Here is a 13492-nt window from a genome sequence, read left to right on the forward strand (position 1 = left end):
ATTTTAATAAAGTACTCTGAACCTGATAGTATTCTCTATACTTTTCAGGGCCTGAATAACAGCATCATCATAAGCTTTATCAATATCTATAATGACATAACCTATGGTTTCATTGGTTTTCAGGTATTGCCCTACTACGTTAATATTATGCTCAGCCAAGACCTGGCTGATTTTAGCCAAAACACCTGGCTTATTCATATGAATATGCATCAGGCGGTGTGCATTTTGCAATAGAGGCAGCTGAACATTAGGAAAGTTAACGCTATTAGTAGTACTCCCTGTATTCACATACTCAATAATCTTGTTAGGCACAAAGTCAGCAATGTTTTCCTGAGCTTCCAGTGTGCTCCCTCCCACATGCGGAGTAAGGATTACGTTCGGTAAACCTCTAAGCTCAGAGATAAACTCTTCGTCATTGCTTTTAGGCTCCTGAGGAAAGACGTCTATAGCGGCACCTCTAATAGTTTTGTTAAGAATATTTTCTTTCAGAGCACTGATATCTACAATAGGGCCACGGCTCAGGTTCAATAGTATCATTCCCTTTTTCATATGCTTGAAGGCTTCAGCATCAAGTATATTTTTGTTTTCCGGACGACCATCAACATGCAATGATACTACATCTACAATGCTCAGCAGCTCTTCCATGCTATTGCATTTCGTCGCATTACCCAGCGCCAGCTTCTCTATCAGATCATAATAGTATACATCCATACCCATACTTTCTGCAAGTACAGAAAGCTGAGCGCCTATACTTCCGTAGCCGATTATACCCAGCTTTTTGCCACGTACCTCGTTACTGTTAGAAGCAGACTTAATCCATTTGCCCTGGTGCATTCCCATGCTCTTGTCATGGAAGCCGCGCATCAGAAAGATAATTTCGGCAATAGCCATCTCCACTACTGAGCGGGTATTGCTGTAGGGCGCATTAAATACCGCGACTCCTTTTTTCTGGCAGGCCTCCAGATCTATCTGGTTAGTTCCGATGCAGAAGGCACCCAGTGCAATCAGGCGGTTGGCATTCTCCAGAACTTTAGCAGTTACATGAGTTTTTGAGCGAATACCCAGGATAGATACGTTTTTGATTTTCTCAGCCAGCTCATCTTCATCCATTGCAGCAGGATGAACCTCTACATTATAACCTTCTTCTTTAAGCTTAGCCTCTGCATCCGGGTGGATGTTTTCCAGTAAAAGGACGTTAATACGATTTTTAGGATAGGAGATTGCAGTATTCATTTTGTTTAAGTATAAAAATTCATCCAGAGAGGGAGTTATGTGATCAGCTTTTTCCAGTACGCTTTCTCTCTGTATATTTTCTGTAAAAGCATAAAATTTATTGGCAAAACCGGCAGCTTTAATCTTGTAATCATTGTATCCATCACCAATGACGTACACATCGCCTTGCAGTTCCAGGCCTCTGATAACTTCAGACTTACCATTATCTCCGGAAAGATGGTTGTTTTGATCATAGCCAATGATGTTGCCTTCTTCGTCAAATACGAACTCATTAGCGAATACATGCTCAGCCGGGATACCATAATCTTCTACTACCGGTACGATGAAGCTCTTAAAACCGTTGGAGATGATGTAGATATTCTCCGAATAATTTTTAAAGAACTCTTTATTCCTCTGAAAGGAAACAGACACACTATCTTTTAAATAGCTTATTAATGGCTCAAGGTGGTTACGGTGGGCACTTAGCAATGCCAGGCGCTGCTCCAGCGACTCCCTAAAGGATAGCTTTCCATCCATACAGGTATTGGTAATGTCCTGTACCTGCTTGAGGATGCGATCTTTCTCAGGATTACCCTTAAGCGATATTTCACATAGCACGTCCAAAGCTTCTACTTTGGTAAAAGTACTGTCAAAATCAAAGACAAAATACTTATCAGATTTCATGGGTGATTAGTTTGCTAGTCCGTTTTCTTTTTTTGAAACATTTAGTTCTCCATCTTTTAGGTGTAAATCTCTTTGAGGGAATGGGATTTCTATATTATGTTGTTTGAATTTTGCGAAGATAGCATAATAGAGCTGACTTTTAAGCAAGTTAGGGCGCTGCACATATTTTATTGTCCATACCATGAGATGAAAGTTAAGATAACTGTCTCCGAAGTCATCAAACCAGACATCCGGGGGTGGGTTTTTTAGCACCCCTTCATTCTCATTCATAACCTCCATCAGAACTTTCCTTACACGTTCAGGATCTTCCTTATAGGCTACACCTACCGGAAAACGAAACCTGATACGGCGATCGTTGTGGCTCCAGTTAGTAACCTTAGAAGATATAAACTCTGAGTTAGGCACTATGATAGAGATATTATCATTAGTAACTACCGTAGTGGAGCGCGCAGAGATGTCAACCACATCTCCGTTTACATCTCCTACCTCTATACGATCGCCCACTTTAATAGGTCGCTCAAATAATATGATAAGGCCGGAGATAAAGTTATTGACAATGTTCTGAAGGCCAAAACCAATACCGACACCCAAAGCTCCAAATAATACGGTGAGTGCATTCAGGTTGATACCGGCAGCCGTAATAATTACGTACATACCCAGTACTATCAGAATGTAGCGTGTAATAGTACCGATAGACTGCCTTACACCAATATCCAGGTTATAGCGTACCAGTATCCTGTTAACCAGTAACTTGGTAAACTTATTACTCAGGTAGAAGAGAAGAATAACAAAGGTAAAGAACTGAAAGATAGACCAGATACTGATAGAAACACCGGCGAGTTCGGTGAATTCATAAGTGAAGATGCCCAAGACCTCCACTACCACATCTTTAATCTGATCCCAAAAGCTAGTTATTTGTTCCATGCAGCTCTGCTAACAAACACCAAAGTTAAACAAAGGAACATTAAAATAAAGTAGCCCTGACTTATTTGTTGATTCATACTGTAGCGCAAAAATAGACAAATGTGCAAGTTGCTTGAGTTTTCTTAGCTGCTACCCAAAAGCATCATTTGTATACTGGCGCTAACTTGTTTAAATTTTCTGTAAGTCTGTCAGATGCCCGACTGCGACCATATGCAGAAGGGCTTTTTTTTGTACTATTACCCGGCCAGATTGATGCGTATAAACCTCCTGATTTGTACGTACAAGTAAAAATAGTTGTACGTATAAGTGTATAAAGTTCATCGTATCATGCTTATAAAAGATAGGAGAAGTTGCTAAGGTAGCAGGTATAAATAATATACTGTGATAAAGTCAGGTTAAAACTTTCTGTAGTAAGGTATTTCATTAAACTGTGTAAAGGGATGGAGAGTACAATACAAAAGATAGTAGAAAAGCAGGATTTTGGGTGGAAAGAGGAAGAATATATAGTATTTGTAGGTTTAAAAAAGGGCTACGCAAGATAAGTGCGTAGCCCTTTTCCTTAGAGTTTGTGCCTGTAGCGACAGTAGGTTAACCCAGGAAACAATCATTAAACACTGCCAGGCTACAGGACTTAGTGTCTTTATTCAAAGTTCTGGCTACCATTGGTCTGCACTACATAGCGGAAAGTATAGTAGCCATACTCCGCACGGGTCTCTAAATTGGCAAACTCTTCAGTAGTAGTGTCAGGGTTGCCTTTGTAAATGCTTAAAATTTCTACTTTAGCATAGTTACCTTCTCCGGTTTTGAGTACGATAACTTTACCGGGTATAGGCAATACAGCATGGGCGGGGCTGCCGTCTCCTCCGGTATAAGTATACCAGCCATTATTACTTCCGGTAGGTATTGCCAGTTCAGCTTCGCTATCGGTACTGTAGCCAGAGGCAGGGGCACTTTCTACTTCATCAAAGAGGCCGTTTACTATTTGTGCTGCACCCTGACCCGGACCTGAGCTTCCTCCATTAGTGATGATAGTAGTTGTAGAAAAGCCCAGATCCCATTCGGTGGAATTAGAGTCTGCCTGGGTTAATATCTGTCCGCTTTCCAGATCATAAAAGGTAAAATTACCGCTTCTTTCAGGGTCGCCATTAATGTCAGTGGCTGTTTCTATAGTCAGAGGTTCATTACTGTCATTATCTTCTTCTTCGCAGGCCGAGGCTGCAAGTAAAAGGGATAGCAGTACTGGAAATAATGAACGTATTTGATTCTTCATAATTAGTGATAATTAAATTGGTTAACTTGTGTGTGAATGGGTTTACTTAAGTTCGGTTAGTTTAGCTGTAGCTTGTATTAGCACTGTTTAAGCATCAGGGGAAGCGAAGGTGTAGTCCGGCATACCATATTCTACCGGCCAGGTTAGGCTCCATACTGTTGGTTTTGTCCAATACATTATTTATTCCGGACTCCAGCTTAAGCCATGAGGTAAGGGCCTTATTTGCAGCGAAGTTGAGAAGCCAGTAGGAGTCTGCATATTCGCTGTCGGTATCTATGACACCATTACCATTAGCGTCTCCTATTCCCCAACGCCCACGGTAGATGGCCCGTAAAGATGCATCGTACTTATGTTGGTTGTTGATGTAAAGGAGCTTGGCATTTCCAGAATGACGAGAGCGGTTTACCAAACCTCCATAGTCCGAGAGTTTTACTCTTTCTGTACTTTGTGTTGTGGGGTTCCTTCGGAACACTTCCCCATTCTTAATGCGCTCTACCTCTGCCTTATCTCTGGTATCAAGGAATTGGTATCCTACACTAAATTTTAGGGATGAGGAGATTTGATAAAAGCTCTGCCACTCTAGGCCTTGAGTTACAACTTCGTCGGTATTAAAGTAGCTGAACACACTCTGCCCATTGGTCTTGCTGGCAATAGGGGCGGAGTTGATCAGGTTTTTGATCTCATTTCTAAAAAGGTTGAGCTCTGTTCTCCAGTCTTTAGAAATCTCATAATTAATCCCAAGATTATAGGCCAGAGAGCTCTCGGCTTTAATAGCTTCTAAAGTATTAGGGTCAATAAAAATAGTTTCTATTTGTCCTTGCGCCTGTAGCTCTGCAATCTTTTCTTCTATCAGCTGGGCCCCGATTACGGTGTAGCCTACTGTAGAATTGGTGAAGTTGAGCAATAGCTGCCGAAAGTCAGGAGCTTTATAGCCTCCGCCTAAGGAGGCCTGCACTTTAAGCTGGTCATTAATACGGTAAGCTGCTGCTAACTTAGGGCTGAAGCGCGATTGATACTCACTATGTGTATCAAAGCGGCCTCCTGCTACCAGATCAAAGCGACCGGCAATCCATTGGTGCTGAACAAATCCGTAGCTGGCAGTAAAACGGTTATCTTCATCGTAGCGCGTAGCTTCTACCGTTTCTCTGGTATGCCCCAGGCCAAAGGTACTAATGTGGCTGTCGCTTATATACCAGTCGTACTGAAGCTCGCTACGGTTAAATAGCTGATCAAAATAGCTTTGGTCATAGGGTTTGCCGTCAGATTGATAGTGTATATCCGCTGCTGTGCTATAGCCGCTAGTATAACTCCTTAGCTGTATACGATGACTGTCATTAGGGCGAAAGCTTAAAGTAGGCATCAGGTTCCAGTCAGACTGCTCACCAGTTTCATCAAGCGCTAGCAGAATACCTTCTTCAGTTATCTCCGATTGGTTTTCCTGTTCCTCTTGATAGTAGCGTCCTTTAATATTGAGCTTAAGCTGATCGGAAAAGTTATATGCCAGATCTGTTTGCAGGGTATAAGCCTGATAAGGAGCCGCTGTCATGGAGAGGGTTTCCTTATTAAGGTCATAGCCATCTGTGCTGAGGCGGTTGGCAAAGAAGCGGGCTGATGCTTTTTCGCCCTTATAGCCCAGCTGAGTGCTCATATCCCAGGTATTAAAGCTACGGTAGCGGCTTCTTAAGGATGCATTAAAACCATCACTACCTTCTTTGGTAATGATATTGATAACTCCGGCCATCGCTTCGCTACCATAAAGAGAAGAGGAGGGGCCTTTGATAATTTCTACTCTTGCTATGTTGTCTACTGCAATACGGTCCAGGTCCAAGGTGCCGGCAGTACGACCAATAAGAGGCTCTCCATCTATAAGTATCATAATATAGTCAGAGGAGAGGCCCTGCATTTGCAAGCCACTGCCGTGGTCGCTCACTATTTGCAGGCCGGTTTGTTCCAGCAGCACATCTTTGAGGCGCAGAGCACCTATTTGTTCTATCTGCTCGGAACGAATTACCTGCACTGGCATGGGTACATTTTCTGCACTGCGCAGGGTTCGGGTTGCTGTTACCGTTACCTCATCTAACTGAGCTTCTGAGTCAGAAAGTACAATCTCTAATTCGCTGGTCTGTGGGCCACTTACCTCAATAATACGCTTTACCGACTGATAGCCCAGGCAGGAAATAAGTAAAGAGTGCTTACCTTCGGACAACTTAAGGCGGAAAGTTCCATCTTCATCACTTACAGTACCCTGGGTACTACCAGCTGTACTTACACTTGCTAAGCTAACTGCTTTTCCCTGCATGTTGAGGATGCGCCCACTAATGCTCTGGCTCTGGGCCAGCAAAGAGGCAGGGTAGCTGAGATACAGGTAAGACAGTAGCATTACTATCAGTCTGCGTATGCGCTTGTTCATTGGATTTAGTTGTTAAGAATATGTTTTACCTCTATCATCATCAGCGTATTGACCATGATCTCATGCATAAGCCTCAGCTCTTCCAGGCTGAACATAAATGCCATGTTTGAGACAGTTGTATTGACGACTATATCACGGCAATAAGGGCAGCATACTTTCTTTACATTTTTTAGGGTATCCTGAACATGATGCTTCAGTTGAGCAAATTCATTTTGCGTAAGCAATAAGCTGACGTTGCCAAAAGACATCTGTAGTTTATTCTCTTTTTGGCTGTGTGCCGAGAATGCAAAGTCGTTCTGATCAATCAGTTTGAATGATTTGTTCATAGTTTTGGATTTGAGTAAATGCTTTGTTGATGAAAAAAATAGAAGGTTTATAGGCGAGCCAAGCCTTCTACCAGCTGTGTCCAGTCTTCTTTTTGTGGTATTCCTGGTTTACGAAGTCCAAAAAACTGGGTAATAAGCCTGCGGTCGGCATCGTATAATTCTACGGCAGTGACTATACCATCCTGGGTCGGCTTCTTAACCACCCATGCGGTATCTACCAAGTCCAGGCGCAGGTGCATATTAAATTCGGGATCTAATACATTGAGCCATTGCTCTACTCCGGTATGTCCACGCTCCAACAGACGTATGGTACGTACTTTTCCCTGATGGATCTGTAGATTACCTCTATTACCGGCAAAAATCATAATCGGTAATTTCTGCTGTGCTGCCACTTCTAGTATCTGTTGTATGGCCGAGCGTTCAATCTGGTAGGTATATTTTTCTACTGCCAGCTTAAGCGCGTGAAAACGGTCTACTTTGTGTTTCCTTAGCATAGGAAAGAAGTCGTGCGTATCTTTTAGAGAGGCCCAGTCTTGCAGAAAACTTTCGCGGTCTATTTCTTCAGTAAAATCCTCATCATTATAGGGCTGTACATGTACTTCCGGGCTTTGTACCTTAGCACGAAAGGTATTAACCAGCTCATAAAATGCCTTTTCGTTACTTTGATTCTGAAGGTAAATCTTGGTAATGGCATCGCCAGCCTTATCAAAAACCTGTATGCTTTTGAGTATGCGTCCTCTTTTTTCCTGCACTACCGCAAAGGCTACATGCCAGTGTTTGAAAAAGACTCTGGATTCTATAGGGCCTATGACAGTACCCATAGCGTGGCTTTCGTTGCCAAAAGTACTGACCTTCTGGAAGCTTCCTTTGTGCTCTAGTATGCAGGCATCGTTGCGAGTGAGCGACATCACATAGCCTAATGATTTAAAAGCTTTAAGCATTTGCTGCCAATCTCCCTCCAATCGGACGCAGTCGTTACTAAGGGTGGTAGCCAGCAACTGGGCCTCACTCAGTCCTAAAACTTTGGCAGCCTCTCTTATACGTATGCCGGGTTTGGTCCGCTCCAGGGCTTTCCAGGCTTCGTAGTAATCTTGCGGTTTATTTTGAGTTAGTGTTTCCATAATGTGTATTGGTAATAGGGGTGTGTAAAGGAATTAGGGTTTCATTTTCTGCTGACTGCTCATAGTCACCGTAGTAAACCATAGGGCAGTTTAAAAAGGGATGCTTGCAGACACAGGCAGGGTAGTTAAAAACTTCCTGTATCAGTGGAGGGTGAATTACTTCAAATGGGTTACCTGATGCTTTCAGATGCCCTCCGCCTATCATATAAATTTTGTCGGCATAGCGGGCGGCCATATTAAGATCATGTAAAACTGTAATTACTATATTGCCATTTTTGGCAAAATCGCGGGCAATATCCAGAGTCAGGTGCTGGTGTTCTACGTCCAGATTATTGAGAGGCTCATCCAGTAGCAGAAGCCTGGACTCTTCTTCTACGCCTTCCCATACCTGAGCAAGCACACGTGCCAGATTTACTCTCTGCTTTTCTCCTCCGGAAAGACTGGTATAATTACGCTGTGCAAGGTGCGCCGTTCCACACTTTTCCAGTGCATGTGCTACAATCTTGAGATCCCAGGAGGTAGGTCTGTTTTTAATGTGAGGGTAACGTCCCATGCAGATTACCTCATGTACTGTAAAGTTCATGTTTACTAATGATTGCTGCATAAGTACCGCACGGTGTTTGGCCAGCAGCATACCATCAATTTGGGTAAGAGGCTTATCATACAGTTTGATACTGCCATGCGTGGGTTGCTCTTTTCCGCTCAGGAGGTGCAAAAGACTAGATTTACCTGCTCCGTTGGGGCCTATGATTACAGATAATTCTCCTGGCTGAAAACTACAGCTCAGTGCTTTGAGAATGGCCTTCTCCTTAATCTTATAGTCAATATGTTCTAAAGTTAAGCTCATAGCCAGTTCATTTTGTTGCGGTCTTTTAAAAGGATACCGATAAAGACAGGGGCTCCAACAATAGCAGTAAGTATACCTATGGGCAGTTCTGCGGGTGCCAGTACCGTACGCGACACAGTATCTGCAAAGATGAGTAGTAGTGCTCCGCCTAAAGCAGAGGCAGGAAGCATATAATGATTGTCGGGTCCACCTATTTGTCGGAGAATATGGGGTACTACCAGACCTACAAAACCGATAATTCCGGCAAGAGATACGCTGGCACCTACGCTCATGGCTGCGAAGATTACCACATTTCTTTTTACCTTTTCCGTAGGAGTACCAATATGAGCTGCTTCAGTTTCTCCGAGTGCGAAGGCGTTTAAGGCCTTGCTCATACTGAAGATGCGGGTAAAAGGCAGTAGAGCAAAAGGTAACATGACAAGTACATGTTGCCAGGTAGCTCCTCCTAGGCTACCCAGTGTCCAGAAGGTAATGCTGCGTAGCTGATCGTCAGTGGCTGTATAAGTAAGGAAACCGGTGCCGGCGCTGGCAAAAGCATTGATAGCAATACCTGCCAGTAGCATGGTAGCTACCAGTACACGCCCCTGTACATGAGAGAGCTTAAATACCAGCCAGGTAGTAAGCAGGGCACCTCCAAAAGTGAGGAGCGATAGCATAGATATGTTAGCACCAAAGGCAATACTGTTTAGCCACTGCCCCAGCACAACTATGCCTAAGGCAGAGGTAAGCGCGGCCCCAGCCGAAATACCAATAATAGAAGGGTCTGCAAGAGGATTGCGAAATAATGCCTGCATAGCTGCCCCGGAAGTAGAGAGGGAAGCACCAATTAGTAAGGCTAGCAAGACCCTAGGCAGTCGGATATGGCTGAGTACTACGGACTGTTGCTCATTAAACTCCGCAAAACTTTCCAGGCCTATACTATCCAGCGCTATAGAGAGCACCTGCGCCGGGCTGATAGACAGTGCGCCCGCACCAGCCGAAAGGATCACTACTACTATAAGTAGTAGTGCGAGCATCCATACTATATTTCTTTTCTTATGAGTCATTAGTTTTGTGCGCTCAGTGAAGTGCTTTGCAGAGAGTCTAATTTCTGGTTAAGTTCCAGCGCAGCCTGCCCTACACGTGGCCCAAAACCTGAAAGGTACTGCCCATCCATACTGATAAAAGCTTTGTTTTTGCCAGCATTGGTCTGGGCAATACCGGGCACACTGAGTAAGCCATCGCTACCTTCCAGGCTGTTAAGCCCACTACTAAACAGTAATATGACATCGGGATTGGCAGATACAAGAGCTTCTGAGGTTAGAGGTTTGTAGTCTTGAAAGCCCTGAGCGGCATTTTGCCCACCAGAGAGCGCTATCATTTGAGCTACCGATGTGTTTTCTCCCGCTACCAGTAAAGTGCCTGTGCCTCTGGCATATATAAAAAGTACTTTGGGTGGTATGGCAAAATTCTTAAGCAGTGCCAGGGGAGAATGTATCTGCTCAACTATTTTTTCCTGCTCTGTTCCCAGATTCAGGGTGTCCGCTATAGTACTGATAAGTGATTTTGTACCTTCAACACTAAGTTCCTGCTCCAGCCATATGGTTTTAATGCCTGTTGAAGCAATTTGTTGCTTAACTTCTTCATCTACATCTTTTTCAATGCCTATGATCAGATTAGGGTTTAGGGAAATAATGCCTTCAGAAGAGAGGTTACGGTTATGGCCCACTTTGGGTAGTTGATGCATAGAGGGAGGGTAAGTGCTGGTCACATCAGTTCCAATGATCTGTTCTTCCTGACCCAGAGCACAGAGTATTTCTGTGATAGTACCGTTGAGAGAAACAATTTTAAGAGCTTCGGCGCTGGTGCTTTCCTCGGATGATCCACTTTGCTGACAGGTATAGAGCAGGCTGGTAAATAATATACTTAGGACGAATATTCTTTTCATTTCTTTATTTAGAATGATTTTAAATTGATTCAAAGGTAGGGGAGGGGGATGAGTTGGTCAATGCACATTACTAGCTAAATTTGGATACTAGTATTGGTAGTAAAATGCTAGTAATAAGAGGTTTATATACTAGTTTTAGCTATTAGAAAGAGCTTGCTAGCTACGGGTATGCGAATTGGCAAAGGGGGTAGTAAAAGAATGAAAGCTCGCAGCAATAGTGTAGAAGCGTAGCATAAAAAAAGCCCACCTTAAAAGGCGAGCTTCTTAAAAAAGAGGTGGCTCTATTAAATCTTAGTGATCTAGCAGCGACTCGCCAGTCATTTCTTTAGGCTGAGGTACACCCATCAGTTCCAGAATGGTAGGGGAGATGTCTCCCAGCTTACCATCTTTTAGTTTGCCTTTGTAGTCTTTGTCTACCAGAATACAGGGAACGGGTACAGTGGTATGCTGTGTATGAGGCGAGCCATCAGGATTTTTCATACAGTCTGCATTACCGTGGTCAGCAATAACAATAGCAGAGTAACCATTTTCCTGAGCTACATCCAATACCGCTTTAGCACACTGGTCTACGGTTTCGCAGGCTTTTACCGCAGCTTCAAATACGCCGGTATGGCCTACCATATCAGGGTTTGCAAAGTTTAGACATACAAAGTCTACTTCACCTTCTTTTAGCTTAGGGATTATTTTGTCACGGATATCGCCTGCGCTCATTTCGGGTTGCAGATCATAAGTAGCAACTTTAGGAGAAGGGCACATAATACGCTCTTCGCCTTCAAACTCCTCTTCGCGTCCGCAGTTGAAGAAGAAAGTTACGTGAGGGTATTTCTCAGTTTCAGCAATACGGATTTGCTTTTTGCCGTTTTCCGCAAGCACCTGACCCATCACTTTGTCTATAGGTCTATTATCAAACAGAATATCTACGCCTTTAAAAGTTTCGTCATACTCTGTCATGGTAATATAGTTCAGGTCCATTTTCTTCATGTCCTGCTCGGGGAAGTCCTGCTGAGTAAGGGCAAGTGTAATCTGGCGAGCGCGGTCGGTACGGAAGTTGAAGCTTAACACTACGTCACCTTCTTCTATTTTGGCTACCGGGCTACCGTTTTCAGTAATGACAATAGGCTTAATAAACTCATCAGTTACGTCTTCGTCGTAAGAAGCCTGTACTGCCTGCACAGCGTTTTCTGAGGTCTTACCTTCGCCATGTACCATAGCGTCATAAGCAAGTTTGGTACGTTCCCAGCGTTTGTCGCGGTCCATCGCATAATAGCGCCCTATAACTGTAGCTATTTTACCGGTGGTTTCTTTAGCGTAAGCCTGTATCTCTTCCAGATTGCCTTTGCCAGACTTAGGGTCTGTATCGCGGCCATCGGTAAAGGCATGGATAAATACTTTCTCTAGCTCGGCCTGGCTGGCAGCTTTGCAGAGGGCTTTGAGATGTTGCAGGTGAGAGTGTACTCCTCCGGTAGAGGTAAGTCCAATAAAATGTACCTGCTTGTCGTTTTCTTTTGCGTATTTAAAGGCGTTTTGCAGAACTTCAATGTCGTAGAATTCTCCTGTCTCTATAGACTGATTGATTCTTTCCAGCATCTGGTAGACGATACGTCCGGCTCCCAGGTTCATATGTCCTACTTCTGAGTTACCCATCTGCCCGTCGGGGAGGCCTACCGCCTTTCCGGAAGCATTGAGTTTACTATGGGCATACTTAGTATATAAAGAATCAACGAAAGGAGTGTTGGCTTTATCAATGGCAGAGACTTCAGAGTTTTCAGGGATGCCCCATCCATCTAAAATCATCAAAATTACTTTTTTATTCATGCTTTGTTGGTTTTAGTTCAAAAAACTGCTTGATAATTTTCTACTCTCGCAATTTACGGAGCTTATTGGAAGTAGCGCAAAAAATAGAGCTTTTATATACGTTTATTTATATAAGTCCAAAGCTTTTAAGATAGTTTATTTCACCCGTTTATAGTCACCTAAGCAGTGATTAAAGGCAAAACAGGTATAAATAGCACTTGCTATGCCGGGTTGGCGGCGCTCTTTTGTTCTAGCACTTGCTGCTGAAAATAATCGCAAATATCAGTAAGGTAACAGCTTTTGCATTTGGGGTAGTTCCAGGTACAAATGCGCTGTCCATGCTTAAAAAACAATTTGTGGAAATTTAGCAGTACGTCTGCCTGAGGAGGGAGCATTTGTAGCAAAACAGTATGCGCTTTTGCCTCGCTGGTTTTAGGAGGAATAATGCCTAGTCGAGTAGAAACCCGATGCACATGCGTATCTACTGGAAGTACCGGCTTACGAAAGGTGAAAAGCATGACAAAGGTAGAGGTTTTGTGTCCCACACCAGGCAGGCTCATTAACCAGTCTACAGCTTCTTTTACTTCAAGTTCCGCCAGAAAATCCAGGTTAAAATCTCCCTTACTAGTTTTTATCTGGAGCAGTACTTCTTTAATGCGGGGAGCTTTTACTTCAGGATAGTTAGAGCTGCTAATGGCTTTCGTAAGTTCGTCTACCGGAGCATTCATAATTTCTTCCCAGCTACCAAAGCGTTCCCACATGGTATCATAAGCTTTACGCTCGTTAGCATAAGTCGTTCGCTGAGACAATATGGTAGCGATCAGCTGCTCCAATGGTGCTTTACCTGAAAAGCGTGTCTGCTTTCCAAAGTTTTCTTCCATGCGCTGCATGGCCAAGTTCATCTTGTCTATATCCTGCTGCACGGATTATACAACCTGCTGAGTAAGAAATGGTTTGAAATGATGTAATTGATTCAT

The 13492-nt window shown here is 43.5% G+C and carries 11 protein-coding genes; all 11 read right to left on the reverse strand.

Going from position 1 to position 13492, the window contains the following annotated elements; all coding sequences use genetic code 11:
* Positions 1-3 precede the first annotated feature (3 nt).
* The 11 genes from serA to PZB74_RS14955 all read right to left on the reverse strand — a co-directional run bounded on the left by serA (position 4) and on the right by PZB74_RS14955 (position 13438).
* Positions 4-1896, reverse strand: a complete 1893-nt coding sequence (gene serA / locus PZB74_RS14905) for a phosphoglycerate dehydrogenase (protein ID WP_302237398.1) — start codon at positions 1894-1896, stop codon at positions 4-6.
* Between the two features lie 6 nt (positions 1897-1902).
* Positions 1903-2820 carry a mechanosensitive ion channel family protein gene (locus PZB74_RS14910; RefSeq protein WP_302237400.1) on the reverse strand — a complete coding sequence of 306 codons (918 nt, stop codon included), beginning with the start codon at positions 2818-2820 and terminating at the stop codon, positions 1903-1905.
* Positions 2821-3460: 640 nt separating this feature from the next.
* A complete protein-coding gene (locus tag PZB74_RS14915) occupies positions 3461-4090 on the reverse strand; it encodes an HmuY family protein (protein ID WP_302237403.1) in 630 nt (209 codons plus the stop codon).
* A 94-nt stretch (positions 4091-4184) separates the two neighbouring features.
* The gene (locus PZB74_RS14920) at positions 4185-6500 is read right to left on the reverse strand and encodes a TonB-dependent receptor (RefSeq protein WP_302237405.1); all 2316 of its coding nucleotides are present in this window, start codon (positions 6498-6500) and stop codon (positions 4185-4187) included.
* 5 nt (positions 6501-6505) lie between these two features.
* Complete coding sequence (locus PZB74_RS14925; protein WP_302237407.1) at positions 6506-6826, reverse strand: DUF6686 family protein; 321 nt, start codon at positions 6824-6826, stop codon at positions 6506-6508.
* Between the two features lie 47 nt (positions 6827-6873).
* Positions 6874-7947, reverse strand: coding sequence for a hemin-degrading factor (locus PZB74_RS14930; RefSeq protein ID WP_302237408.1), 1074 nt, complete (start codon positions 7945-7947; stop codon positions 6874-6876).
* Complete coding sequence (locus PZB74_RS14935) at positions 7925-8794, reverse strand: heme ABC transporter ATP-binding protein (RefSeq protein WP_302237411.1); 870 nt, start codon at positions 8792-8794, stop codon at positions 7925-7927. Before PZB74_RS14935 ends, PZB74_RS14930 begins: the two co-directional genes overlap by 23 nt.
* Complete coding sequence (locus PZB74_RS14940) at positions 8791-9840, reverse strand: FecCD family ABC transporter permease (RefSeq protein WP_302237414.1); 1050 nt, start codon at positions 9838-9840, stop codon at positions 8791-8793. The genes PZB74_RS14935 and PZB74_RS14940 overlap by 4 nt, the downstream gene beginning before the upstream one ends.
* Positions 9840-10721, reverse strand: coding sequence for a heme/hemin ABC transporter substrate-binding protein (locus PZB74_RS14945; RefSeq protein ID WP_302237417.1), 882 nt, complete (start codon positions 10719-10721; stop codon positions 9840-9842). Before PZB74_RS14945 ends, PZB74_RS14940 begins: the two co-directional genes overlap by 1 nt.
* 291 nt (positions 10722-11012) lie before the next feature.
* Entirely contained in the window at positions 11013-12536 is a 1524-nt protein-coding gene (gpmI, locus tag PZB74_RS14950; protein ID WP_302237418.1) for a 2,3-bisphosphoglycerate-independent phosphoglycerate mutase, read from the reverse strand.
* A 200-nt stretch (positions 12537-12736) separates the two neighbouring features.
* The gene (locus PZB74_RS14955; RefSeq protein WP_302237421.1) at positions 12737-13438 is read right to left on the reverse strand and encodes an endonuclease III domain-containing protein; all 702 of its coding nucleotides are present in this window, start codon (positions 13436-13438) and stop codon (positions 12737-12739) included.
* Positions 13439-13492 lie beyond the last annotated feature (54 nt).

The sequence above is a fragment of the Porifericola rhodea genome (assembly GCF_030506305.1).
GTDB lineage: Bacteria > Bacteroidota > Bacteroidia > Cytophagales > Cyclobacteriaceae > Catalinimonas > Catalinimonas rhodea.

What these genes read in the sequence shown, in the direction of transcription:
- serA (WP_302237398.1), bottom strand. Translation starts at nt 1,896, where the DNA reads ATGAAATCTGATAAGTATTTTGTCTTTGATTTTGACAGTACTTTTACC.
- PZB74_RS14910 (WP_302237400.1), bottom strand. Translation starts at nt 2,820, where the DNA reads ATGGAACAAATAACTAGCTTTTGGGATCAGATTAAAGATGTGGTAGTG.
- PZB74_RS14915 (WP_302237403.1), bottom strand. Translation starts at nt 4,090, where the DNA reads ATGAAGAATCAAATACGTTCATTATTTCCAGTACTGCTATCCCTTTTA.
- PZB74_RS14920 (WP_302237405.1), bottom strand. Translation starts at nt 6,500, where the DNA reads ATGAACAAGCGCATACGCAGACTGATAGTAATGCTACTGTCTTACCTG.
- PZB74_RS14925 (WP_302237407.1), bottom strand. Translation starts at nt 6,826, where the DNA reads ATGAACAAATCATTCAAACTGATTGATCAGAACGACTTTGCATTCTCG.
- PZB74_RS14930 (WP_302237408.1), bottom strand. Translation starts at nt 7,947, where the DNA reads ATGGAAACACTAACTCAAAATAAACCGCAAGATTACTACGAAGCCTGG.
- PZB74_RS14935 (WP_302237411.1), bottom strand. Translation starts at nt 8,794, where the DNA reads ATGAGCTTAACTTTAGAACATATTGACTATAAGATTAAGGAGAAGGCC.
- PZB74_RS14940 (WP_302237414.1), bottom strand. Translation starts at nt 9,840, where the DNA reads ATGACTCATAAGAAAAGAAATATAGTATGGATGCTCGCACTACTACTT.
- PZB74_RS14945 (WP_302237417.1), bottom strand. Translation starts at nt 10,721, where the DNA reads ATGAAAAGAATATTCGTCCTAAGTATATTATTTACCAGCCTGCTCTAT.
- gpmI (WP_302237418.1), bottom strand. Translation starts at nt 12,536, where the DNA reads ATGAATAAAAAAGTAATTTTGATGATTTTAGATGGATGGGGCATCCCT.